This is a genomic window from Microbacterium sp. LWH10-1.2 (assembly GCF_038397765.1).
GTDB classification, from domain to species: Bacteria; Actinomycetota; Actinomycetes; order Actinomycetales; family Microbacteriaceae; genus Microbacterium; species Microbacterium natoriense.
The window spans coordinates 415,056-437,808 of the sequence record NZ_CP151638.1 but is presented as its reverse complement, the minus strand read 5'-3'; the positions used below and the strand labels follow the sequence as shown (position 1 = coordinate 437,808).

The following is a 22,753-nucleotide window of genomic DNA, read 5'->3' as shown; positions in this document are numbered from 1 at the left end:
AGGACGGATCCGCTCAGTCCTGCCCGGCGAGCACCCGCCGGCATCCGGCGATGTCGCGCTCCGACTGCGCGACGAGCTCGGCCACGTCGGCGAAGCGCAGGGTCGGCCGCAGGAAGGCGATCAGCACGACGTCGAGGCGCCGCCCGTAGAGGTCGAGGTCGACGTCGTGCACGTGCACCTCGACCCTGCGGGGCCGCTCCCCCGCGAACGTGGGGTTCGTGCCGACGCTGACCGTGGCCGGCATCCGCGGATCGGCGCCGTCGATCCCCACCCTGGCCGCGTAGATGCCGTCGTCGGGCAGGTCGGCGCCGTCGCAGGAGAGGTTCGCCGTGGGGATGCCGAGCCCCCTCCCCCTGCCGTCTCCGGGGATCACCTCGCCTGCGATCGACCGGGGGTGCGGCGGGTTCACTCCCCGATCTCGGAGGTCGCGATCGTGCGGTAGCGGCTCTGATGGAACACGAGCGGCTCGACCTCGCCGAACACGCTGATGTCGGCGATCTCGTACAGAGCGATCTCGTGGTCTCCGCCGTCGAAGGTGCTGTGCAGGCGGCAGGTCAACCAGAGCGCCGCGTCCTCGATGAGGATCGCGCCGCCGTCGGTCGCGCGCCACCCGTGCTGGCCGAAGCGGTCACCCTCGCGGGAGGAGAGCATGCGGCTCAGCGGCTCGTGGTGGGCGGCGAGGACGCTCATGCCGAGCTCGGGCACGGCCCGCAGCACCGGCCAGGTCTTCGACGTGCGCGCGGCGCTGATCGCCACGAGCGCGGGTTCCAGCGAGATCGACGTGAACGAGTTGACCGCCATGCCGACGGCACGCCCTTCCACCTCCGCCGCCAGCGCCACGACGCCGGTCGGGTAGATCGAGAAGGCCCGACGCAGGGCGATATCGCGGGGAAGGACTTCGGGCGCCGCAGTCGTCATTTCGGGTTCCTTTCATTTAGTCAACTTTGACTAGTTCAGATTGTACGTAACTTTGACCATGCAAACAAGCCGATTCTCGACGATCGAGCCGTTAGCATGAGGGCATGTCGACCACCCGCCTCGTCGTCCTCGGCGCCGTGAAGCAGTTCCAGCCCGTGCACGGCTACTTCCTCCGACGCGAGCTGATGACCTGGCACGTCGACGAGTGGGCGCACATCCAGCCCGGCTCGATCTACAACGCCCTGCGCGCCCTCGAGGTCGACGGCTACGTCGCCGAGAGCGGCACCGAGACCGAGGGCAAGCGCCCCGCTCGCACCACCTACCGCATCACCCCGGCCGGGGAGGTGGAGCTGCAGCGGATGCTGCGCGAGAACCTCTGGAACGTCGCTCCGTTCGACACCCAGGCGATCATGACGATCGCCTCGTTCATGTTCGTGCTGAGCCGCCAGGAGGTCATCGCGGGCCTCGAGCACCGCCTCATCAAGAGCGATGCCATCATCACCGCCAACGGCTTCGACGTGCAGGACACGCTCCGCTCGGAGACGACGCCGAAGTACGTCCGAGAGATCTTCGACCTCTCCACCGCCCGGCTCACCGCAGAGAAGCAGTGGCTGCTCGATCTCCTCGACCGCCTCCGGCAGGGCGAGTACGTGTTCGCCGGCGAGGAGCCCGCGGCGGCCGCAGCGGACTAGCCCACACCTCGGCGCTGAGCGCGCGGCGCTCAGCGCGTCGCGACGAGAGCGGCCAGAGCCGCCGGAGCGAGCGCGGTGGTGTTCGCGCCGCGGTGCAGCGCCACGATCGCCCCGGCAGCGGATGCCGTGAGCAGGGCCTCCTCGATGGCGACGCCGGCGGCGAGCGCCGCGGCGAGCGCTCCGCAGAACGCGTCACCGGCTCCGGTCGTGTCGACGGGGTCGATGGGGAACGCCGGGATGCGCAGCACGGGCTCCCCCGCTCTGTGCAGCTCGACCCCGTCGCCGCCGCGCGTGAGCACGATGGTCTCGGCGCCCGCCGCGTGCAGTCGATCCGCGCCGCCGAGCTCCGCGCATTCGGTCTCGTTGACGATGAGGACGTCGACGAGGGCCAGGAGCGTGAGTGCGGACTCCGCCGCCGGGGCCGCGTTCAGGAGCGTCCGCGCACCGGCGTCCCGCCCGGCCCGCAGCGCCGCGTCGACGGTCTCCGGCGGCACCTCGAGCTGGGCGAGCACCACGGCGGCCCCGGCGACGCCGGACACGGCGTCCTCGGCGGTGAGCTCCTCGTTCGCACCGGCGGCGACCACGATGCTGTTGTCGCCGTCAGGCAGGGCCAGGATGTGCGCGACGCCGGTGGGGACGGCATCCGTCCTCCGGAGGCCCGCTGCCACGCCCGCGTCCACGAGCGTCCGTCGCAGCAGGTCTCCCGCCTCGTCGGCGCCGACCGACCCGCAGAAGCGGACGTCCGCGCCGCTGCGGGCCGCGGCGACCGCCTGATTGAGGCCCTTGCCTCCGGAGAAGCGGCCGGCCGCTCGTCCGAGCAGCGTCTCGCCGACGAGCGGGGGGCGCGCCACCTCGACCACGAGGTCGAGGTTCGCGCTCCCCACCACGGCGACGCCGGAGAGGCTCTCAGACACGCGAGAGGGCCCCCCGGTACGACGACCCGGTGTGCGACTCCGCCAGAGCAGGACTCGACGTGCCCATCAGCCGCTCGCGCAGCGACTGCGGCTCGCTCGAGGGCTCCGCGATCGCGCCGCGCTCCTTGAGGATCGGCAGCACGTGCTCGATGAAGTCCGCGGTGGAGGCGGGCGGGATCACCGGCGAGAAGAGGAAGCCGTCGAGATCGGCCCCCTCGGCGAGCTCGATCATGCGGTCGGCGATCTGCTCGGGCGTGCCCACGATCGGCCGCGCTCCGACGCCGTGCGCGTGCCAGTCGCCCAGCACGTCTCCGACGGTCTTGTCGGCGAAGCGCGCGACCTGGGTCTGCGACAGCTCGGTGCTCAGCTCCGCCATCGGCGTCTCCGGCGCGTACGACGACAGGTCGAGGCCCGTGAACCACGCGTAGGAGGCGACCGTGACCTCGGGGTTCTGCGCGTCGGCGACCTCTGCGTAGGTGCGCCGCGCCTCCTCCTCGGTGCTTCCGACGACGGCGGCGAAGGCCGACATGATCTTCACCTCGTGCGCCGCGCGGCCGTTCTTCACGGCCTCCTCGCGGATCGCGACGGAGTGGGCGCGGAGCTGCTCGACGCTGCCGGCGCCGACGAAGATCGCCTCGCCGTGCTTGCCGCCGAACTCGCGACCGGCGGGCGATGCCCCGGCCTGGAACAGCACGGGGGTGCCCTGCGGCGAGCGCGAGGTGTTGCCGTAGCCGTGCGAGCGGAAGTACGGGCCGTCGTGCGCGATGCGGTGCACCTTCGACGGATCGGCGAAGCGGCCGGACTTGTCGCGTTCCAGCGCGCCCTCATCCCACGCCTGCTCCCACAGCTTGTAGACGACCTGCATGAAGTCGTCCGCCATGAGGTAGCGCTCGTCGTGCCCGACCATCGGCACGCCGAACCCCTGCACGGCCGTGTCGGCGGTGCCGGTGGTCACCACGTTCCAGCCGATGCGCCCGCCGGACAGGATGTCGAGCGTCGCCATCCTGCGCGCGAACGAGTACGGCGGCTCGAGCAGCGTCGAACCGGTGGCGACGAGCCCGAGCCGGGTGGTCTCGGGGATCAGCGCCCCGAGGATGATCGCGGGATCCAGGCGGGGCAGGTCGAGTCCCTCCACCGAGCAGATGTCGGGGCGCTCCCCTGCGACGTCAGCCCACCCCCACGCATCGGCGAGGAAGAGGAAGTCGAAGCCGGCGTCCTCCGCCATGCGCGCGGTGTCGCGCCAGTAGTCGAGCGTGTCGAAGAGATAGCGCCCGTTGGCGGGGTGACGCCAGGTCGCGGTTCCGGAGTCGTTCGCCTGGGCGTTCTCGAAGAGGCCGAGGCGCAGCTGCTTGACGGTCATGTGCGTGCCTTCCTTGTGGGTGATGAGGGTCTCCGGGCATGCCGGAGGAACCCGGGAGCGGAGCATCCGCCCCCGGATCGGAGTTCGCGGGCGTCAGCCCTTCGCGGTGACCTCGCCGTCGCTCCACCACAGGACGCGCTTGCGCACGACCGCGAGGAGCACGATCAGGAGGACGCCGAGGAGGCAGAGCAGGGCGATGCTGGCCCAGGTCACCGGCAGGTTGGCCTGCGCGGCCGACGTCGTGACGAGCGAGCCGAGACCGGCCTGCTGACCGGCGGCGACGAACTCCGCGACCGCGGCGCCGACGACGGCGAGCGGGAGCGCGATGCGGAGCCCCGCGAACACGTACGGCATGCTCCCCGGGAGGCGCAGCTCGCGGAAGATCTCCCACCGCGAGGCGTGCAGCGTCGTGAACACGTCGAGCGCGCGCTGGTCGACGTCGCGGAGACCGGCGAGCGAGTTCACCAGCATCGGGAAGAACACCACGAGCCCGGTGACGATGAACTTCGGCACCATGCCGAAGCCGAACGCCACCACCAGGGCGGGGGCGATGGCGACGATCGGGGTCACCATCACGATGATCACGAGCGGCATCACCGCCTTCTCGATGATCTGGAACTCCGCCATCACCACGGCCAGCAGGAATCCGGCGAGGATGCCGGCGGATGCGCCGACCACGACCTCCAGCAGTGTGACGAGGAAGTTCGACCAGTACATGCCCGCGTCCCCGGCGAGGCTGGCGCCGATGTCCTGCAGCGCGGGGAGGACGTAGGGGTTCGACCAGGCGACGAGCTGCCACAGCGTGGCCGCGATCGCGAAGGTGATGAGGGTGGGCAGCCACGCTCCCCACCGCAGCCAGGAGGGGATGCCGCGGCGCGGCGTCTCCCGCAGGCGGGCGGTGGCGAGGGTCGCCGTGGTGTCGCGGATCGTCATCTCAGACATGGGCCTTCTCCGTCTGCGCGCGCAGCGCACCGCGCACGATGCCTTCCAGTTCGCGGAACTCGTCCGTCGCGTACGCCTCCTCGGTGCGGGGGCGCGGCAGGTTCACGTCGATCACCTGCGCGATGCGGCCGGGGTGGGCGGCCATCACCACGATGCGGTCCGAGAGCATGATCGCCTCCGGCACCGAGTGGGTCACGAACATGACGGCCTTGCGGTTCGACTGCCAGAACTCCAGCAGGGCGATCCGCTGCAGGTCGCGGTTCATCTCGTCGAGGGCCGAGAACGGCTCGTCCATCAGCATGATGGCCGGGTCGAACACGAAGGCCCTGGCGATGGCGGCGCGCTGCTGCATGCCTCCGGAGAGCTGACCGGGGTACTTCGACATCGCCTTTCCGAGACCGAACGTCGACAGCAGCTCCTCGGGGTCGCGCAGCGCGCGCCCTCCGTTGGCGCCGCGGTTGATCCGCAGCGGCAGCTCGACGTTCTCGCGCACGGTCTTCCACGGCAGCAGGGCGGGAGACTGCGGCACCAGCCCGATCTTCTTGTCGCGGGATGCCGAACTCACGCTCTCCCCGTCGATCGTGACGGTTCCGGAGTCCGCGTCGATGAGACCGGCGACCACCTTGAGGAGCGTCGACTTGCCGCATCCGCTCGGTCCGATCACGGAGACGAACTCGCCCATGCCGATGGTGAGGCTGACGTCGTCGAGCACGGTCACCCGCGCCCCGTCCACTCCGAAGGTCTTGGTGACGCCGGTGACCTCGACGCCCGCTCCCTGCGAGGCGGCCATCACTTCGCCGGCCAGATCAGCTCGTCGCCGTCGTAGAGGTCGGCCACCAGGTCGACGTCCATCATGTCGGCGATCTTCGGCAGGCCCTTGACGTCACCGTACTTCTCGACGAGCGCGTACTCGGGCTTCCACATGGCCTCGGTCTGCACGCCGGGGTGACCGCCGGTGCTGGTGCGCACCCGCTCCGACTCGACGGCCCAGGTGCGGGCGAGCTGGTCGCGCGGGAACGCGGCGCCCTGGTTGTTGTCCTCGGCGAGCTTCGCGAGGGTGTCGATGCACGCGTCCGACTCGTCGAGGCAGTACTGCAGGGCCTTGAGGCTGGCGCGCATGAAGTCGGCGGCGACCTCGCGGTGCTCGGAGAGGAAGCGCGAGTTGACCTCCATCACGTTGTAGGTGCCCTCGACGCCCTCGTCGGCGGGGAGGAACTCGCTGAACGGGAGGTCCTGAGCCTTGAGCGACTCCGGCTGGTTGGAGGCGTAGCCGACGATCGCGTCGACCTGCTCCCGCACGACGACGGTGGGGTCGTAGTTGGTCATCTTGACCATCTCGACCTTCGAGACGTCGACGCCGGCGTTGTCGAGCATGGCGGAGGCGATCGGGGTGAGGTTGATGAAGTAGCCCAGCGACCCGCCCTCCAGATCCTTCAGGCTCGTGAGCTTCTCGTTGCCGAAGATCGAGAAGGGAGAGGTGGTTCCGTAGGTGGCCACCGCCGTGAGGTTCTTGCTGTTGGCGGCGGCGAGCATGACGTCGGATGCCGAGCCGAGCGCGGTGAACTGCGCCTGCCCCGATGCCACGAGCTGCTGCCCGTTCGCTCCGGAGGCGTTGATCTCGACGTCGAGGCAGAGGTCGTCGAAGTAGCCGAGCTCCTTCGCGAGGAACACGTCGAGCTGACCGGCGCTGGCCGAGTAGCCGTAGCCGGAGATGTAGGTGATGGTGCCGGCATCCTGATTCCGCTGGCAGCTGTCGGCATCGACAGCTGCGTCTGCGGGGGCGGTTCCGCTGCCGGGGCTCTGTGCGGAGCATGCTCCGAGGGTGAGCGTGGCAGCGAGAACGCACGTCAGGGTGGCAGCGATGCGGATTCGGGTTTCCGCGGGGGAAGTAGCCATGAGGGTCCCTTCTCGGCCGTTCGTCGTTGATGGCTCGTCGAAAGTAACATAGTCAAGATTGACTAAGCAAGATCAAACTAAACTTTGACGAAGCGATGACGCCTCCCGTCGCGAAAGATCCCGGTATCAGACGTCGATACCGGGATCTTTCGAGACGGGAGGGATACCGGGAGCGGATCAGCGCGGAGCGTGCGCCTCCAGGAACTCGTACACGTCGGTCGTGTCGACCCCGGGGAACGCACCCGTGGGCAGCGTCGCGAGCAGGGTGCGCGGGGTCTTGACGTTCGGCCAGGCGTTCTCGCGCCAGCGCTCCTCGAGCTCGGCGGGAGCGCGACGGCAGCACACCTCGACCGAGTGCTTCGAGACGCCGCGGTGCGGGGTGTCCCGCCCGACGAACCACTTGGTGTCGTCGAAGCGCACGCCGACGCTCACGGAGTGCAGCCCCTCGCTCGACGCCTCGACGCGGGCGGTGCACCAGTACGTCCCGTTGCCGGTGTCGGTGTACTGGTAGTACGGGTTGAACCGGTCGTCCTCGTCGAACACCACGCGGCTGGTCCACTTCCGGCAGCACATCTGCCCCTCGATCGCGCCGAACCGGTCGGTCGGGAAGTTCACGTCGTCGTTCTCGTAGGCCTTGGTGATGGTGCCCGACTCGTGCACCTTGAGGAAGTGCACGGGGATGTCGAGGTGCCGGGTCGCGAGGTTCGTGAAGCGGTGCGCCGCCGTCTCGTACGACACCGAGTATGCGTCGCGCAGGTCCTCGATCGAGATCGCCTTGCGCGACTTCGCCTCCGTCAGCATCGGGACGACGTGCCCCTCCGGCATGAGCAGGGCGCCGGTGAGGTAGTTCGTCTCCACGCGCTGGCGGAGGAACTCCGCGTAGCTGCGCGGCTCTGCGTGCCCCAGCATCCGGCTCGACAGCGCCTGCAGCACGGCCGTGCGGGCATCGCCCTTCGCCTGCGCGCGGCTCGAGAGGTACAGCCTGCCGTTGGCGAGGTCGGCGACGCTGCGCGTGGTCTGCGGGAGGTCGGGGGCGTAGTGCAGGGTGAAGCCGAGGTAGGCGGCGATCTCGGATGCCGTGCGCTGAGTGAGCGGACCGCCGGAGTGGCCGACTGCGGTGAGGATCTCGGACGCTTTGGCCTCGAGGTCGGCGAAGTGGTTGTCCTGCCGTCGCATGAGGTGACGCAGCTCGACGTTCGCACGCCTGGCCTCCTCGGGCGTCGCCGCCCTCTCGTCCTTGAGGCGGTCGATCTCGCCGTGCAGAGCCAGCAGCGCCTTGAGGGCATCCGTCGGCATGCTCTTGGCGATGCGGAAGGGCTCGATGCCCAGCGCCTGGAACGTCTGCCCCTTCATCGCGCGCTCCAGCGCGATCTCGATCGCACTGCGCTCGTCGAGCGGCTCCCCCTCCAGCAGCGCGTCGATCGTGACGCCCAGTGCGCGCGCGATCGCCTGCAGCTGCGTGAGCTTGGGCTCGCGCTTGCCCGTCTCGATCATCGACATCTGGCTCGGCGCGCGATCGACCGCCGCGGCGAGGTCGTCGAGGGTCATCCCGCGCGCGGTGCGGAGCTGGCGGATGCGGCGGCCGATCGTGAGGGCGTCGGCGTCTTCTTCGACGGCTGAGGTGGTCATGTCGGCGATTCTGTCACAGAAACAGAATTTCCGTCGATCTTCACTCCGGATTTGGTGAGTTCAGGTCGTGAACTTCACGCAGAGTGGTCTCAAGCCAGACGGCATCGCAGCCGGATCGTTCGAAGAAAGGACTTCTGATCATGAGCACTCCCACCGTCACCGCGCCGATCCAGACGGCGCAGCAGGGTCCGGCGATCACGGTCGCAGGTCCCATCCGCGATCGCTACGACGAGATCCTCACTCCGGATGCGCTCGCCTTCCTCACCGAGCTGCACCACCGCTTCGGCGGCCGTCGCCATGACCGGCTCGCCGACCGGATGCGCCGCCGCTTCGAGATCGGCAACGGCCACGACCCGCGGTTCCGCGAGGAGACCGCGCACATCCGCGAGGACGCCGACTGGCGCGTCGCCGGCCCCGGCCCGGGCCTCGAGGACCGCCGCGTCGAGATCACCGGCCCCACCGACCCGAAGATGACCATCAACGCCCTGAACTCGGGCGCCCGGGTCTGGCTGGCCGACCAGGAGGACGCCACCAGCCCCACCTGGAAGAACGTCGTCGAGGGCCAGCTGTCCCTGCGCGACGCGATCCGCGGCGAGCTCTCCTTCACCTCCCCCGAGGGCAAGGAGTACCGCGTGACCGCCGAGCGGACGCCCACGATCGTGATGCGCCCTCGGGGCTGGCACCTCACCGAGAAGCACATCGAGTTCACCGACCGCGCAGGTCGGCGGATGTCGGCATCCGGCTCGTTGGTCGACTTCGGCCTCTACTTCGTGCACAACGCGCTGGCTCTGATCGAGTCGGGCCGCGGCCCGTACTTCTACATCGCCAAGCTCGAGTCGAGCGAGGAGGCGAAGCTGTGGGACGACATCTTCAGCTTCAGCGAGGAGTACATCGGGATCCCGCACGGCACGATCCGCGCGACCGTGCTCATCGAGACGCTGCCCGCGGCGTTCGAGATGGACGAGATCCTGTACGAGCTGCGCGACCACTGCGCCGGCCTCAACGCCGGTCGCTGGGACTACATCTTCTCGATCATCAAGAACTACCGCGGCCGCGGCGCCCGGTTCGTGCTCCCCGACCGCAGCGAGGTCACCATGACGGTGCCCTTCATGCGGGCCTACACCGAACTGCTCGTGCAGACGTGCCACAAGCGCGGCGCATACGCGATCGGCGGCATGAGCGCCTTCATCCCCAACCGTCGCGACCCCGAGGTCACCGCACGGGCGATCGAGAAGGTGTCGGCCGACAAGAAGCGCGAGGCCGCGGACGGCTTCGACGGCACCTGGGTGGCGCACCCCGACCTGATCGCCACCGCGCAGGCCGAGTTCGACGCCGTGCTCGGCGACCGGCCGAACCAGGTCGACCGTCTCCGCGAGGACGTGTCGGTCTCGGCATCCGACCTGCTCGACCTGCACATCGGGCGCCCGATCACGGCGCAGGGCGTGCGCGACAACGTCTCGGTGGCCATCCGCTACCTCGAGGCCTGGCTCCGCGGGCAGGGCGCCGTCGCCATCGACAACCTGATGGAGGACGCGGCGACCGCCGAGATCAGCCGCTCACAGGTGTGGCAGTGGATCCACCAGGACCGCACCACCGAAGACGGCACCGCGATCACCGCGGAGTACGTCGAGGGCCTGATCCGGGAGATCCTCGCCCAGGCCACGCGGTCGGCGGGAGACCGCTTCGACGACGCCGCCGACGTCTTCCGGGAGGTCGCGCTGCACGAGGAGTTCCCCACCTTCCTCACCCTGGGCGCCTACTCGCGCTACCTCATCGAGAACAACTGACCCGCTCATCACACCACCACGAAGGACTTGACATGACTCAGTACCAGGACGACATCGACGCCATCCGGGCGCTGAAGGAGGAGCACGGCTCCCCCTGGAACGCCATCGACCCGGAGTCCGCCGCACGGATGCGCGCGCAGAACAGGTTCCGCACCGGGCTCGAGATCGCGCAGTACACCGCCGACATCATGCGCCGCGACATGGACGAGTACGACGCGGACTCCTCGGTGTACACGCAGTCGCTCGGCGTGTGGCACGGGTTCATCGGGCAGCAGAAGCTCATCTCGATCAAGAAGCACCTGAAGTCGACGAACAAGCGCTACCTCTACCTCTCCGGATGGATGGTCGCCGCGCTCCGCTCCGAGTTCGGGCCGCTGCCCGACCAGTCGATGCACGAGAAGACCGCGGTGCCCGCTCTGATCGAGGAGCTGTACACGTTCCTCCGCCAGGCCGACGCCCGCGAGCTCGACCTGCTCTTCACCCAGCTCGACGCCGCCCGTGCCGCCGGCGACGAGACCGCGGCGGAGTTCATCCAGTCGCAGATCGACGACTACGAGACCCACGTCGTCCCGATCATCGCCGACATCGATGCCGGCTTCGGCAACCCCGAGGCGACGTACCTGCTCGCGAAGAAGATGATCGAGGCGGGCGCGTGCGCCATCCAGATCGAGAACCAGGTCTCCGACGAGAAGCAGTGCGGCCACCAGGACGGCAAGGTCACCGTGCCGCACGAGGACTTCCTCGCGAAGATCAACGCGGTCCGCTACGCGTTCCTCGAGCTCGGCATCGACAACGGCATCATCGTCGCCCGCACCGACTCCCTCGGCGCGGGGCTCACCCAGAAGCTCGCCGTCTCGCAGGAGCCCGGCGACCTCGGCGATCAGTACAACTCCTTCCTCGACGTCGAGGAGATCTCCGAGGCCGATCTGGGCAACGGCGACGTGGTCATCAAGCGCGGCGACGCGCTGCTGCGCCCGAAGCGTCTCGCGAGCAACCTGTACCAGTTCCGCACCGGCACCGGCGAGGAGCGCGTCGTGCTCGACTGCATCACGTCGCTGCAGAACGGCGCCGACCTGCTGTGGATCGAGACGGAGAAGCCGCACGTCGAGCAGATCGCGGGCATGGTCGACGCGATCCGCGAGATCATTCCGAACGCGAAGCTCGTCTACAACAACAGCCCGTCGTTCAACTGGACGCTGAGCTTCCGCCAGCAGGCGTACGACCTGCTCGCGGAGCAGGGCGGCGACGTGTCGGCGTACGATCGCGACAAGCTCATGAGCGTCGAGTACGACGACACCGAGCTCGCGCGGCTGGCGGACGAGAAGATCCGTTCGTTCCAGCGCGACGGTTCCGCCCGCGCGGGGATCTTCCACCACCTCATCACGCTCCCGACGTACCACACGGCCGCGCTGTCGACGGATGACCTCGCGAAGGGCTACTTCGGCGACGAGGGGATGCTCGCCTACGTCAAGGGCGTGCAGCGCCGCGAGATCCGCGGCGGGATCGCCACGGTCAAGCACCAGAACATGGCGGGCTCCGACCTCGGCGACAACCACAAGGAGTACTTCGCCGGGGACGCCGCGCTCAAGGCCGGCGGTCAGCACAACACGATGAACCAGTTCAACTAAGGACCAGTCCGGACGACGGATCCGGATGCCCCAGGACGATGCCCCTCACCGCGATCCGGTGAGGGGCATCGCCGTGCCGGGGGCGGGCGGGCATAGCCTGGAGCGATGAGCGACGTGTGGACCGGCATCGCCGGCGAGTTCCTGCACCTCTACCCCCGCGGCACGCGCCTGCTCGCGGTGGCGGGAGCGGATGCCGAGCGCTCGCGAGCCGCGGCGGACGAGCTCGCCGATGCGCTGCGCGCGGCCGGACAGGATGTCGTGCGCACCCACATCGACGAGGTGGACCCTGCGCAGCTCCGCGCGGACGTCGTCGCCCCGTTCCGCGCCGAGCGGTCTCCGCGGGTGCTGATCGTGTCGGGCCCCGGCGCTCTGCTGAGCGAGGCGGCACGCGGCATGTGGAGCTACGCGCTCTGGCAGCTCGCCGGAGACGAACCCCCGCACACGGTGGCGGACGCCCTCGTCGAGGTGACCGATCCGCGGCATCCGTTCCGCCGCTTCGCGGACTACTGCGCGGCGCCCGCCTCCTACGGCGCCTGACGCCCGCGGGCACGTGGGGGCGTCATACCCGTCTCGGCTCCGCGTCTGCCGACGGCATCGACCGCCTCCGTCCGGCTGGGGACCGGACAGGCCCAGACTAGGCGTGAGGCGATGCGTGCGGGACGTCGTCGCGCAAAACGGCACCGCAGACTCGGAACCAGGCACGGGACGTCCGCTCTGGCACGCGATTCACGTTTCGCCGGCACCGACCGGTGACGACAGCCCCGACTGCTCGTCGCTGAGGAGCATGGCCTCGGCGAGACGCTCCTGCCGCGTGAGCGCCGCGAGGCGGAACGCCCGAGGGCTGAGCCCGATGTGGCGGCCGAACTGTGCGCGCAGCGCGGCAGCGTCCGCGAAGCCCGAGCGTTGAGCGATGACGGTGAGGAGATGCTCCAGCGCGAACTCGCGCATCTCCGAGGCAGAAAGAGGCAGCAGATCCACCTCAGGCTCCCGTCAGCGTTCGAAGAGAGCAGTACAGCAGATCAGCAGATGACTGACCTCCGCTGTCCCCCGAAAAGGGGACAGACATTTTGCTCGACTCAACCGTAGTGTGAATTTGCACCAGTAATTCATGACGGACGATAAACGCAGGAAGCACCTCCACCGGTGGCCTCACGACGTCCAAAAGTTCCACCTGGCGCGAACTCCGCGCAGAATACAAGCGAAATGAGAAGGATCTTTGAAGAAGTCAATATCCCTGCTTGCACCATTCGGCATCGCACTACTCGTTGCGAGTACACTCGGAGCCGTTCCCGCATCAGCCAATGATCAGGGACCAACGAATGACGCGTCAGAACTGACCCAGGAATTCTCAGGCGTCGTAGAGGAAATGAATCTCTCCAATGGAGTAGCCTCTCAACTTCTGAGCAAGTTCGACCGTCTTTCTGTCGCAGAGAAGGCGAACCTGGTGAGTGTTCTCGAAGGAGACAACCCTGCGGCAGCCTTTGAGGTCGGCGCCCCCGTCGTCACGACCACAATTCGACCTACCACAGAAACGGCATCGAACGCAGCAAAGACGGCGACTGCAGCCGCAGCGACGTACGAAGTCACGTCAAATTACAAGAACGACAATCTCCTGCTCGGAGTTGCCGTCGGCACATGGAATCTGAGATACAAGTATCAGACGGGTAGCGGCAAGGTCCTGAAGGATTATGAGTGCACCAACTGGTACTCGGGACTCAGCGGATTCTGGAACTTCAGCACTTCGTCAACTCATCGAGTGGCCGGAGGACAGGGGTACTGCACAGGAGTGTTCCGAGGTAGCCTCGTCTACCAAGGGTCCGGATTCACCATGAACAAGGAGATGGGCATGATCGTCAACGGCCCCGGCTTCGTATCTCGCTGGCTGAAGAACATCTAAGGAGCCCGTCCATGAACACTCAGCTTCAGGTTGCACCGCGGACCGAAACGCACTTCGCTCAAGCGACGTGGCTGATTCTCGGCGCCGCTTCGTGCGCGGTGCTTTCTCTCCTGTTCCCGGTGTTCCTCGTCGCGAGCGTGGTGTTGATTCCGTTCATTGTGATCGTGCTGCGTCGAAGCCGTAACGCAACGGCCCGGGTGATGCTCTGGATTGCATTGTCGATATCGATTCTGTCGGTTGTGTTCGGCACGGCGGTGACCCTGTCGCTTTTCATGGCGTCGGCATGATCACAGCACTCGGGACGGCACCCAGGATGAGATGCCTCGGTGACGTTCGCGACGAAGACGCCTGATCCCCAACGGCACCTCAGCGGTGACCTGCCCGGCCACCGATGAGGTGCCGTTGTGCGCGGCAGCCGCCGCCTCAGCGGAACGAGGCGGCGACCGAGTTTCGGTGGTAGTCGAACACGATGCTCGTCCGCGTGGAGGCGACGCTGGACTGCGCGGAGAGATGCTCCAGCACGAACTCGCGCATCTCCGAGGAGTCCGCGACCGCGATGTGCAGGAGGAAGTCGTCGTCGCCGCCGAGGAAGAACAGCTGGATCACCTGGGGCAGCACGCGCACCCTCTCCGCGAACTCCACGATGCTCTCCCTCCGCCCGCTCGGGCGCAGCGTCACGCCGATGATCGCCTGGAGACCAGCGCCCAGCATCCGCTCGTCCACGCTCGCATGGAAGCCGGTGATCACCCCTCTGTCGAGCAGGGATCGCAGTCTGGCGTGCGCCGTCGACGGGGCGACTCCCAGCTTGACGGCGAGCTCGGCGTTGGTCATGCGCCCGTCGGCCGCCAGCAGCCGGACGATCTGCGTGTCGACGGCGTCGAGGGCGGGGGCTCGCAGAGTGTTCGGCTGCGGGGCCGCGGAAGAGGTCTCCATCCGAATGATTATTCAGGATCAGGGTCTCTGTCGAATAGTCTTCAGGAAATCTTTCTGAACGCCGATGTTTCTGCGATTCTGGTGGACGCAGAAACAGCCGCCACCCGGAAGGATCCGATCGATGAAGATCGCCGTGCCCACTGAGGTCAAGAACAACGAGAGCCGCGTCGCGCTCACCCCGGCCGGCGCCGACCGCCTGGTCCGCGAGGGGCACCGCGTCATCGTGCAGTCCGGTGCGGGCCTCGGCTCGCGCATCTCCGACGAGGCGTATCGCCTCGCCGGCGCCGAGATCGTCGCGACCGCGGAGGAGGCCTGGACCCAGGCCGATCTGCTCATCAAGGTCAAGGAGCCCATCGCCCAGGAGTACGGCTTCCTGCGCCCCGACCTCACCCTCTTCACGTACCTGCACCTGGCCGCCGACCGCGCGCTCACCACGGCGCTCGTCGATGCCGGCACCACCGCGGTCGCCTACGAGACGGTGCAGCTGCCCGATCGCAGCCTGCCGCTGCTCGTGCCCATGAGCGAGATCGCCGGTCGGCTCTCCGTCACCATGGGGTCGTACTCCCTGCTGCGCTCGAACGGCGGCCGCGGCATGCTGCTCGGCGGCATCGCCGGCACGCCGCGTGCGAAGACCGTCGTGATCGGCGGCGGCGTCGCCGGTGAGCACGCCGCGGCCAACGCCCTCGGCCTCGGCTCGAAGGTCACCGTGATCGACATCTCCCTGCCGCGTCTGCGGGAACTGGAGCACCGCTACGGCGGGGCTCTGGAGACCCGGGCCTCGAACCGCTACGACATCGCGGAGGAGCTCGCCACGGCCGACCTCGTGATCGGCTCGGTGCTGATCCCCGGCGCCGCTGCCCCCAAGCTCGTCACCGACGACATGGTCGCCGCCATGAAGCCCGGCTCTGTACTCGTGGACATCGCAATCGACCAGGGCGGATGCTTCGAGGGCTCGCGCCCGACGACGCACGACGACCCGACCTTCGCGGTGCACGACTCGATCTACTACTGCGTCGCGAACATGCCGGGCGCCGTGCCCGAGACCGCGACGCGCGCCCTCACCAACGCGACCCTCCCCTACGTGTCGGCGATCGCCGGCAAGGGCTGGGACCGCGCGGCATCCGACGACGCCGCCCTCGCCAAGGGGCTGAACGTCCAGGGCGGGCGCATCGTGCTCGACGCGGTCGCCCAGGCGCACGGCCTCTGACCCGAACCCCGCGCGAGGGGTCGGAGATCGCGGCATCCCTGGTCCCTGACCCGGTGTGTCGCGACCCCTCACGACGGGCTGCCCCGCGGCCTCGTGGACTTCGTGCACGGATACGGAAAGTTCCGTCATTCTTATCGACATCCGGAGGATGCCGCGGGCGGCGGGCCGAGTACGCTTTTACCGTGACCGAACGCGCACCTCTCTCTCGCAAGCTGTCCGCCATCGCCGAGTCCGCGACCCTCAAGGTCGATGCCAAGGCCAAGGCTCTGAAGGCCGAGGGCAAGCCCGTCATCTCGTATGCCGCCGGCGAACCCGACTTCGCGACGCCGCAGTTCATCGTGGATGCCGCGGCCGAGGCCCTGGCCGACCCCGCGAGCTACCGCTACACGCCGGCGGCCGGCCTTCCGGCGCTGCGCGAGGCGATCGCCGCGAAGACGCTGCGCGACTCCGGGCTCGAGGTCTCGCCGAATCAGGTCATCGTGACCAACGGCGGCAAGCAGTCGGTCTATCAGGCGTTCCAGGCCGTCGTGAACCCCGGCGACGAGGTGCTGCTGCCCGCGCCGTACTGGACCACGTACCCCGAGGCGATCCGTCTCGCCGACGGCACGCCCGTCGAGGTCTTCGCCGGCGCCGACCAGGACTACAAGGTCACGGTCGAGCAGCTCGAGGCCGCGCGCACCGAGCGCACCACCGCGCTCGTGTTCGTCTCGCCGTCGAACCCCACCGGATCCGTCTACACCGCGGAGGAGACGAAGGCGATCGGCGAATGGGCCGTCGAGCACGGCATCTGGATCATCTCCGACGAGATCTACCAGAACCTCACGTACGAGGGCGTCAAGGCCACCTCGATCGTCGAGGCCGTGCCCGAGGCCGCGAACCAGACCATCCTCGTCAACGGCGTGGCGAAGACCTACGCCATGACCGGCTGGCGCGTGGGCTGGATGGTCGGCCCCGCCGACGCCATCAAGATCGCGGGCAACCTGCAGTCGCACCTGTCGAGCAACGTGAACAACGTCGCCCAGAAGGCCGCGATCGCCGCCCTCAACGGCCCGCAGACCGAGGCCGAGAAGATGCGCGAGGCGTTCGACCGCCGCCGCCAGCTCATCGTCTCGGAGCTGTCGAAGATCGACGGCCTCATCGTGCCGAACCCCCTCGGCGCGTTCTACGTGTACCCCGACGTGCAGGGCCTCCTCGGCCGCACGTGGGGCGGCGTGACGCCGACCACCTCCCTCGAGCTCGCCGACCTCATCCTCGAGCAGGCCGAGGTCGCCGTCGTCCCCGGCGAGGCGTTCGGCCCGTCGGGCTACATCCGCATGTCGTACGCCCTGGGCGACGACCAGCTCCTCGAGGGCGTGCAGCGCCTCCAGCGCCTGTTCTCCTGAGCCGGCGGGGCCTTCCCCGGCAACACGACGCCCCTCCGGTCCACGCGGACCGGAGGGGCGTCGTCGTTCAGCGGGTCGGGATGGCGGGCCGCTCAGTCCTCGGGGTGGTATCCGATGAGCCAGCGGATGCCGTAGCGATCGACGAGCGTGCCGTCCCAGTCGCCCCACGGGCGCTTCTGCAGCGCATCGATGACGCGTCCGCCGGCGGCGAGCTCGTCGTACCATCGCGTCAGCGTGACGGCATCCGCGGTGCCGAGCAGCGACAGGAACATGCCGCCCATCTGCACCGCGTCGTCATCGGCCCCCGCGTCGGCTCCGGCCAGGTCGACGAGACCGGAGAGCTGACCGTGAGCGACGGCGTCGGGCGGACCGTCGTGGCGCCCCGCCGTCGCGTAGTCGAACATCTGCAGCTCGCCGCCGAACACCGCCTGATAGTGGCCCAGCGCCTCCGCCGCGTTGCCGGGGAACAGGAGGTAGGGAATCAGTCCGCTCATCCCGCGAGTGTACGTCGACGCACCGACGCTCGTCAGAGCTCGACGCCGACGAGCACCGGCTCGGGCTGCAGCACGAGACCGAACTCGGAGTGCACGCGGCTCTGGATGAAGCGCGCGAGCTCCGAGACCTCGGCGGCGGTCGCCCCACCGCGGTTGGTGAGGGCGAGGGCGTGCTTGGTCGACACGGAGGCCCGCGACCGCGGCAGCTTGAATCCCTTGCGGATGCCGGCCTGCTCGATCAGCCACGCGGCGCTCACCTTGACCTCCGCGCGCTCCGGCTTCGACGGCGGGACCAGCCCGTCGTAGGAGGCCAGCGGGATCACGGTCACGGCGTCGAGGTCGGGCGAGACGGGCCAGCGAGGGCACTCCGGCGGGAGCGCTCGGGCGACGCTCTCCGGCACGATCGCGTTCTGGAAGAAGGAGCCGACTCCGTGCGTGTCGGGGTCGTCCTCGTCGAGCAGCATGCCCTTCGAGGCGCGGGTCGCGAGGATGCGCTCGCGCACCCAGCGCAGCGGCACCGGCTCGTCGCCCTCGAGCGCGAGCGCCCGACGCAGCTGCTCGCCCCGCACGACGCGCTCCCCCGCCACGAGCAGGTCGACCGTGATGGAGAGGATGACCGCCCTGCGGTGGGGTTCGCTGCCGTAGTGGTGCTTGAACACCGAGGTGCGGAATCCGAGGCCGAGCTCGGAGGCCGGGACCGTGACGATCTCGTCGGCGTGCTCGTCGAGCAGCTCGACCGCGACCAGCGTCTCCTGCACCTCCTGGCCGTACGCCCCGATGTTCTGCACGGGGGCGGCGCCGACGGTGCCGGGGATGCCGCTCATGGCCTCCAGCCCCGCGTAGCCGTGCTCGACCGCGTAGGCGACGAGGTCGTCCCACGCATGACCGGCCTGGGCGCGGAGGCGGAGGCGCCCGGCGTGCGGCGACGGGAGCTCCTCGATGCCCTGCGTGAGGATGCGGATGACCGTGCCCTCGAACGGAGCGTCTCCGACGAAGAGGTTCGACCCGCCTCCGAGGACGAACCAGTCGTCTCCTCGGGACCACACGTCGCGGAGCGCCCCGACGAGTTCGTCGGCTGTCGACGCCTCCAGCATCCGCTCCGGGGCGGCGCCCGTGCGCAGCGTGGTGAGGGCGGACAGGCGGATCGGCTCGACCTCGCGCATCAGATCGCGACGCGCAGCTGCGCCTTGACCAGCACGGTCGTCTCGCCGAACGTGACCTTCAGGTCGATGCGCACGGCCTCGTCGTCGACAGCGCCGACCGTGGCCAGCACGTGCACATCGGCGCCGTCCTGCGGGTCGACGACGACGGGCTTCGTGAAGCGCACGCCGTAGTCGAGGATGAGCGCGGCGGGGTCGAGGGCGGCGACCACGACGGAGGAGGCCACACCCATCGTGAGCATGCCGTGCGCGAGCACTCCGGGGAGGCCGACGGCCGCGGCGACGTCGTCGCGGTAGTGGATGGGGTTGAAGTCCCCTGACGCTCCGGCGTACCGCACGAGCGACTCGCGGGTCAGGTGCACGGTGCGCTCGGCGATCACGTCTCCGACGGTGAACGACATCACTCGGCTCCTTCTTCCGACCCCACGAGCAGCATGCTGGTGGCGGTCACGACGTGGGCGCCATCGGCATCCGTGATCTCGGCCTCGCTCGTGATCATGGCGTTGCCGCCCATCATGCGGATGCCGGTCACGCGCAGCTGGCCCGTGAGCTCGTCTCCGGCCACGATCGGACGCGAGTAGGTGAAGCGCTGCTCGGCGTGGATCGTGCGCGCGAGCACGATGCCGGAGTCGGTCTGGTTCAGCAGCTGCTGCAGCGTGTGATCCTGCACGACCATCGCGAAGGTCGGCGGTGCGACGACGTCGGCGAAGCCCGCGGCGCGCGCGGCCTCGACATCGGTGTGCTGCGGAGCATCCGCGAAGACGGCGCGCGCGAACTCGCGGATCTTCTCACGGCCGACGAGGTACGGGGTGGTCGGCGGGAAGTCCCGTCCGACGAGTTCTTGGTTCACTGCCACCCTTCGATCCTACTTCTCGGGGGTGCTCAGCTCTTCTTGCGACCCCGGATCGCCTTGAGCGCCATCTGCGCCGCGATGACGACGAGGTAGGCGGCGAACAGGATGTTGGCCGTCAGCGGGTCGATCAGCGTCGCCAGCCAGGCGCCGAGCGCGGTCGTCGTGCAGGCCGAGACGCCGACCAGGCCCGCCGCGACGAGGTCGACGTTGCGGTTGCGGAGATTGCCGATCGTCCCGGAGATCGCGGTGGGGATCATCATCAGCAGCGAGGTGCCCTTGGCCACGAGGTCGCTGGTGCCGAAGGCGATCATCATCGCCGGCACCACGATCACCCCGCCGCCGACGCCGATGAGGCCGGCGATGATGCCGGTCGCGACGCCGAGGGCGACGAGCGAGACGCCGCTGAGCCAGTTCAGGTCGAAGACGGCATCCCTGGAGGGGATCACGAGGAACAGCGTCACGATCACGACGATGAGGAAGGAGACGAAGGCCCATCGCAGCGTCGTCTGCGAGATCTTGGGGAGCAGCCTGGTGCCGATCTGCGCACCGAGGACAGATCCGGCCGCGAGGATGATCGCGGGGATCCAGGCCACCGAGTCGTGCACGGCATAGGAGATCACGCCGACGGTCGCGGTCGGGATGATGGCCGCCAGGGACGTCCCCGCGGCGAGCCGCTGATTGAAGTGCAGCAGCAGCACGAGCAGGGGCACGATCACGGTGCCGCCGCCGACGCCGAAGAGGCCGGACAGGAGCCCGGCGATGAGGCCGATGCCGATGAAGGATGCGTAGGCGCGAGGCCCGCGGTTCGGGGCCAGGACGTCGTTCACCGTTCCAGCCTACTCTCGGGCCCTGCTCCGCCTGACGCCGCCCCCGCGCCGGACGGACGCCGCGTCCCTCCCGTGCAACGCGCATCGCGCATCGGCGAGGGAGGGACGCGGCGTCCTGGGCGGTCAGATCTCCGAATCCGCTCTGACCGGCACGGCGATCGACTCGGTGAGCGCCTGCTCATAGCGCTGCTGCCGACGGCGCAGCCACAGCCCGCCGATGATCAGCAGCGCCAGCACGCCGTACGCGATCGCCGCGAAGGGCTGCGCGACGAGCGTCGTGAGATCGCCCTGGCTCAGCTGCAGCGCCTTGCGCAGCTGCTCCTCTCCCATCGGCCCCAGGATCATGCCGACGACGAGCGGGGCGACCGGGTAGCCGAAGCGCCGCATGAAGTAGCCGAGCACGCCCACCACGAGCAGGATGAGGATGTCGACGGGCGAGTAGTGCAGCGCGTACGCCCCGAACACGGCGAACAGCAGGATGCCGGCGTAGAGGTACGGCCGCGGGATCTGCAGCAGCTTCACCCACATGCCCACCAGCGGCAGGTTCAGCACGATCAGGATCACGTTGCCGATGTACAGGCTCGCGATCAGCGCCCACACCAGGCTCGACTGGCTCTGGAACAGCAGCGGACCCGGCTGGAGCCCGTAGGACTGGAAGGCGGTGAGGATGATGGCCGCGGTCGCCGTCGTCGGCAGTCCCAGCGTCAGCAGCGGCACGAGCACACCGGCCGCCGCCGCGTTGTTCGCCGACTCCGGCCCCGCGACGCCCTCGATCGCACCCCGGCCGAACTCGTTCCGGTGCCGCGAGAGCTTGCGCTCGGTCGCGTACGACAGGAAGGTCGCGACGTCCGCGCCGCCGGCGGGGATCGTGCCGATCGGGAACCCGATGGCCGTGCCTCGCAGCCACGGCTTCCACGACCGGCGCCAGTCCTCCTTGGTCATCCAGCTGCGCCATCCTCTGGCGACGGGGATGACCTCCACGCCGCCGTGCCGCAGCCGCGCCGCGATGTACAGCGTCTCCCCCACCGCGAACAGCCCGACCGCGACGAGCACGATGTCGACGCCGTCCGACAGCGGCAGCAGCCCCAGCGTGTAGCGCTGCTGTCCGGAGAGCAGATCGGTGCCGACGAGTCCGAGGAACAGACCGACGCCGAGCGACAGCATCCCGCGCGAGATCGAGCTGCCGATCAGCGCGCCGACCGTCACGAACGCGATCACGATGAGCGCGACGTAGTCGGACGGCCCGAGGTTCACGGCGAACTGCGCGAGCACCGGCGCCAGCAGGGTGAGCCCGACCGTCGCGAGCGTGCCGGCGACGAAGGACCCGAGTGCGGCCGTGGCGAGCGCGGCAGCGCCTCGTCCGAGCTTCGCCATCTTGTTGCCCTCGATCGCCGTGACGATCGAGGCCGACTCCCCCGGGGTGTTGAGCAGGATGCTCGTCGTCGACCCTCCGTACATGCCGCCGTAGTAGATGCCGGCGAAGGTGATCAGCGCGGCGGCGGGGTCGAGGCTGTACGTGAGCGGCAGCAGCAGCGCGACCGTCATGGCCGGACCGATGCCGGGCAGGACGCCGACGGCGGTGCCGATGAAGACGCCGAAGAAGGCGAAGACGAGGTACTGGGGCTGCAACGCGGTCGCGAACCCCTCCATGAGCAGGGACCAGCTGTCCATCAGAACATCCTTCCGAGCCAGCCGAGCGCGGGGCCCCACGGCAGCGAGAGCCCGAGGAGTCCGCCGAACACGATCTGCACGACGAGCGCGAGGAGGATGCCGACGAGGAACGCCATCCACCACTTCTTCGCCCCGAGAGACCACGCGACGCCGCCGAACAGGACGGCGGCGGCCGGAGCCCAGCCCAGCGGTTCGATCAGCAGCAGGTGTGCCACGATCAGGCCGGCGAGCTTCGCGAGGGTGAGCCAGTCGGTCGGGAGGCTGGTGTCGATGTCCTCGCCCTCCTCGGCGGCGCCCCTCTTGCCGCGGAGCACGCCGACGAGCACCGCGACGGCCGAGGCCAGCAGGATCGCCGACACGAAGATCGGGAAGACCCTCGGGCCCACGGTCGCACCGAGGGGCACGTGGATGGCGAAGACGCCGGCGACGGCGAACATGCCGAGTCCGACCATGAGCACGGCGAACACCAGCTCGCCGACGGGGAGCGACGACGACCGTGCGGACGGGCTCACGCCCGCCCGCACGGCGTCCCCTCCCGTCCCCAGAGAACCGGAGGGGGTCAT

At 68.9% G+C, this 22,753-nt stretch carries 25 protein-coding genes; 8 read left to right on the top strand and 17 right to left on the bottom strand.

Annotated elements, in window-relative coordinates; genetic code table 11:
• Window positions 1-13: 13 nt before the first annotated feature.
• Window positions 14-409 carry a riboflavin kinase gene (locus MRBLWH10_RS01995; protein WP_341941448.1) on the bottom strand — a complete coding sequence of 132 codons (396 nt, stop codon included), beginning with the start codon at window positions 407-409 and terminating at the stop codon, window positions 14-16.
• On the bottom strand, window positions 406-918 hold the full coding sequence (locus MRBLWH10_RS01990; RefSeq protein WP_341941447.1) for a flavin reductase family protein: 513 nt from the start codon (window positions 916-918) through the stop codon (window positions 406-408). The genes MRBLWH10_RS01995 and MRBLWH10_RS01990 overlap by 4 nt, the downstream gene beginning before the upstream one ends.
• A gap of 104 nt (window positions 919-1,022) precedes the next feature.
• Here MRBLWH10_RS01990 and MRBLWH10_RS01985 point away from each other — a divergent pair, with 104 nt between their 5' ends.
• Window positions 1,023-1,610 carry a PadR family transcriptional regulator gene (locus MRBLWH10_RS01985; RefSeq protein WP_341941446.1) on the top strand — a complete coding sequence of 196 codons (588 nt, stop codon included), beginning with the start codon at window positions 1,023-1,025 and terminating at the stop codon, window positions 1,608-1,610.
• Between the two features lie 29 nt (window positions 1,611-1,639).
• Here MRBLWH10_RS01985 and MRBLWH10_RS01980 read toward each other — a convergent pair whose 3' ends face one another.
• The 6 genes from MRBLWH10_RS01980 to MRBLWH10_RS01955 form a co-directional block, all read right to left on the bottom strand.
• Window positions 1,640-2,524, bottom strand: coding sequence for a ribokinase (locus MRBLWH10_RS01980; RefSeq protein ID WP_341941445.1), 885 nt, complete (start codon window positions 2,522-2,524; stop codon window positions 1,640-1,642).
• A complete protein-coding gene (locus tag MRBLWH10_RS01975; protein WP_341941444.1) occupies window positions 2,517-3,884 on the bottom strand; it encodes an NtaA/DmoA family FMN-dependent monooxygenase in 1,368 nt (455 codons plus the stop codon). The genes MRBLWH10_RS01980 and MRBLWH10_RS01975 overlap by 8 nt, the downstream gene beginning before the upstream one ends.
• A 93-nt stretch (window positions 3,885-3,977) precedes the next feature.
• The gene (locus MRBLWH10_RS01970; protein WP_341941443.1) at window positions 3,978-4,826 is read right to left on the bottom strand and encodes an ABC transporter permease; all 849 of its coding nucleotides are present in this window, start codon (window positions 4,824-4,826) and stop codon (window positions 3,978-3,980) included.
• Window positions 4,819-5,616 carry an ABC transporter ATP-binding protein gene (locus MRBLWH10_RS01965; RefSeq protein ID WP_105673613.1) on the bottom strand — a complete coding sequence of 266 codons (798 nt, stop codon included), beginning with the start codon at window positions 5,614-5,616 and terminating at the stop codon, window positions 4,819-4,821. Before MRBLWH10_RS01965 ends, MRBLWH10_RS01970 begins: the two co-directional genes overlap by 8 nt.
• Window positions 5,616-6,722 carry an ABC transporter substrate-binding protein gene (locus MRBLWH10_RS01960; protein WP_341941442.1) on the bottom strand — a complete coding sequence of 369 codons (1,107 nt, stop codon included), beginning with the start codon at window positions 6,720-6,722 and terminating at the stop codon, window positions 5,616-5,618. Before MRBLWH10_RS01960 ends, MRBLWH10_RS01965 begins: the two co-directional genes overlap by 1 nt.
• 177 nt (window positions 6,723-6,899) lie before the next feature.
• Window positions 6,900-8,351, bottom strand: coding sequence for a helix-turn-helix domain-containing protein (locus tag MRBLWH10_RS01955; RefSeq protein ID WP_105673617.1), 1,452 nt, complete (start codon window positions 8,349-8,351; stop codon window positions 6,900-6,902).
• Window positions 8,352-8,491: 140 nt separating this feature from the next.
• Between MRBLWH10_RS01955 and aceB the strand changes: the two genes are divergently transcribed.
• The 3 genes from aceB to MRBLWH10_RS01940 all read left to right on the top strand — a co-directional run bounded on the left by aceB (window position 8,492) and on the right by MRBLWH10_RS01940 (window position 12,303).
• Complete coding sequence (gene aceB / locus MRBLWH10_RS01950; protein WP_341941441.1) at window positions 8,492-10,138, top strand: malate synthase A; 1,647 nt, start codon at window positions 8,492-8,494, stop codon at window positions 10,136-10,138.
• A gap of 32 nt (window positions 10,139-10,170) precedes the next feature.
• Window positions 10,171-11,766: an isocitrate lyase gene (locus tag MRBLWH10_RS01945; protein ID WP_341941440.1), complete on the top strand. Its 1,596-nt coding sequence runs from the start codon at window positions 10,171-10,173 to the stop codon at window positions 11,764-11,766.
• A gap of 105 nt (window positions 11,767-11,871) precedes the next feature.
• Window positions 11,872-12,303 carry a hypothetical protein gene (locus MRBLWH10_RS01940; RefSeq protein ID WP_341941439.1) on the top strand — a complete coding sequence of 144 codons (432 nt, stop codon included), beginning with the start codon at window positions 11,872-11,874 and terminating at the stop codon, window positions 12,301-12,303.
• Window positions 12,304-12,492: 189 nt separating this feature from the next.
• Here the strand turns inward: MRBLWH10_RS01940 and MRBLWH10_RS01935 are convergent, their stop codons facing one another.
• Window positions 12,493-12,744: a hypothetical protein gene (locus MRBLWH10_RS01935; protein ID WP_341941438.1), complete on the bottom strand. Its 252-nt coding sequence runs from the start codon at window positions 12,742-12,744 to the stop codon at window positions 12,493-12,495.
• 238 nt (window positions 12,745-12,982) lie between these two features.
• Between MRBLWH10_RS01935 and MRBLWH10_RS01930 the strand changes: the two genes are divergently transcribed.
• Window positions 12,983-13,663, top strand: a complete 681-nt coding sequence (locus tag MRBLWH10_RS01930) for a hypothetical protein (protein WP_341941437.1) — start codon at window positions 12,983-12,985, stop codon at window positions 13,661-13,663.
• Between the two features lie 11 nt (window positions 13,664-13,674).
• Window positions 13,675-13,950 (top strand): hypothetical protein, encoded by a 276-nt coding sequence (locus MRBLWH10_RS01925; protein ID WP_341941436.1) that lies wholly within the window; start codon window positions 13,675-13,677, stop codon window positions 13,948-13,950.
• Between the two features lie 136 nt (window positions 13,951-14,086).
• Here MRBLWH10_RS01925 and MRBLWH10_RS01920 read toward each other — a convergent pair whose 3' ends face one another.
• Entirely contained in the window at window positions 14,087-14,596 is a 510-nt protein-coding gene (locus MRBLWH10_RS01920) for an Lrp/AsnC family transcriptional regulator (protein ID WP_341941435.1), read from the bottom strand.
• Window positions 14,597-14,717: 121 nt separating this feature from the next.
• Here MRBLWH10_RS01920 and ald point away from each other — a divergent pair, with 121 nt between their 5' ends.
• A complete protein-coding gene (gene ald, locus MRBLWH10_RS01915) occupies window positions 14,718-15,803 on the top strand; it encodes an alanine dehydrogenase (RefSeq protein WP_341941434.1) in 1,086 nt (361 codons plus the stop codon).
• 182 nt (window positions 15,804-15,985) lie between these two features.
• Window positions 15,986-17,185, top strand: coding sequence for a pyridoxal phosphate-dependent aminotransferase (locus MRBLWH10_RS01910; protein ID WP_341941433.1), 1,200 nt, complete (start codon window positions 15,986-15,988; stop codon window positions 17,183-17,185).
• Window positions 17,186-17,277: 92 nt separating this feature from the next.
• Here MRBLWH10_RS01910 and MRBLWH10_RS01905 read toward each other — a convergent pair whose 3' ends face one another.
• From MRBLWH10_RS01905 to MRBLWH10_RS01875, 7 genes are all read right to left on the bottom strand, one after another.
• On the bottom strand, window positions 17,278-17,679 hold the full coding sequence (locus MRBLWH10_RS01905) for a VOC family protein (RefSeq protein ID WP_341941432.1): 402 nt from the start codon (window positions 17,677-17,679) through the stop codon (window positions 17,278-17,280).
• A gap of 32 nt (window positions 17,680-17,711) precedes the next feature.
• Window positions 17,712-18,842 carry a UDP-N-acetylmuramate dehydrogenase gene (locus MRBLWH10_RS01900; protein WP_341941431.1) on the bottom strand — a complete coding sequence of 377 codons (1,131 nt, stop codon included), beginning with the start codon at window positions 18,840-18,842 and terminating at the stop codon, window positions 17,712-17,714.
• Window positions 18,842-19,240: a MaoC/PaaZ C-terminal domain-containing protein gene (locus tag MRBLWH10_RS01895; protein WP_341941430.1), complete on the bottom strand. Its 399-nt coding sequence runs from the start codon at window positions 19,238-19,240 to the stop codon at window positions 18,842-18,844. The genes MRBLWH10_RS01900 and MRBLWH10_RS01895 overlap by 1 nt, the downstream gene beginning before the upstream one ends.
• On the bottom strand, window positions 19,240-19,695 hold the full coding sequence (locus tag MRBLWH10_RS01890; protein WP_105673653.1) for a MaoC family dehydratase N-terminal domain-containing protein: 456 nt from the start codon (window positions 19,693-19,695) through the stop codon (window positions 19,240-19,242). Before MRBLWH10_RS01890 ends, MRBLWH10_RS01895 begins: the two co-directional genes overlap by 1 nt.
• Before the next feature lie 26 nt (window positions 19,696-19,721).
• Window positions 19,722-20,519 carry a sulfite exporter TauE/SafE family protein gene (locus tag MRBLWH10_RS01885; RefSeq protein WP_341941429.1) on the bottom strand — a complete coding sequence of 266 codons (798 nt, stop codon included), beginning with the start codon at window positions 20,517-20,519 and terminating at the stop codon, window positions 19,722-19,724.
• A 123-nt stretch (window positions 20,520-20,642) separates the two neighbouring features.
• Window positions 20,643-22,190 carry a tripartite tricarboxylate transporter permease gene (locus tag MRBLWH10_RS01880; protein WP_341941428.1) on the bottom strand — a complete coding sequence of 516 codons (1,548 nt, stop codon included), beginning with the start codon at window positions 22,188-22,190 and terminating at the stop codon, window positions 20,643-20,645.
• Complete coding sequence (locus tag MRBLWH10_RS01875) at window positions 22,190-22,753, bottom strand: tripartite tricarboxylate transporter TctB family protein (protein WP_341941427.1); 564 nt, start codon at window positions 22,751-22,753, stop codon at window positions 22,190-22,192. Before MRBLWH10_RS01875 ends, MRBLWH10_RS01880 begins: the two co-directional genes overlap by 1 nt.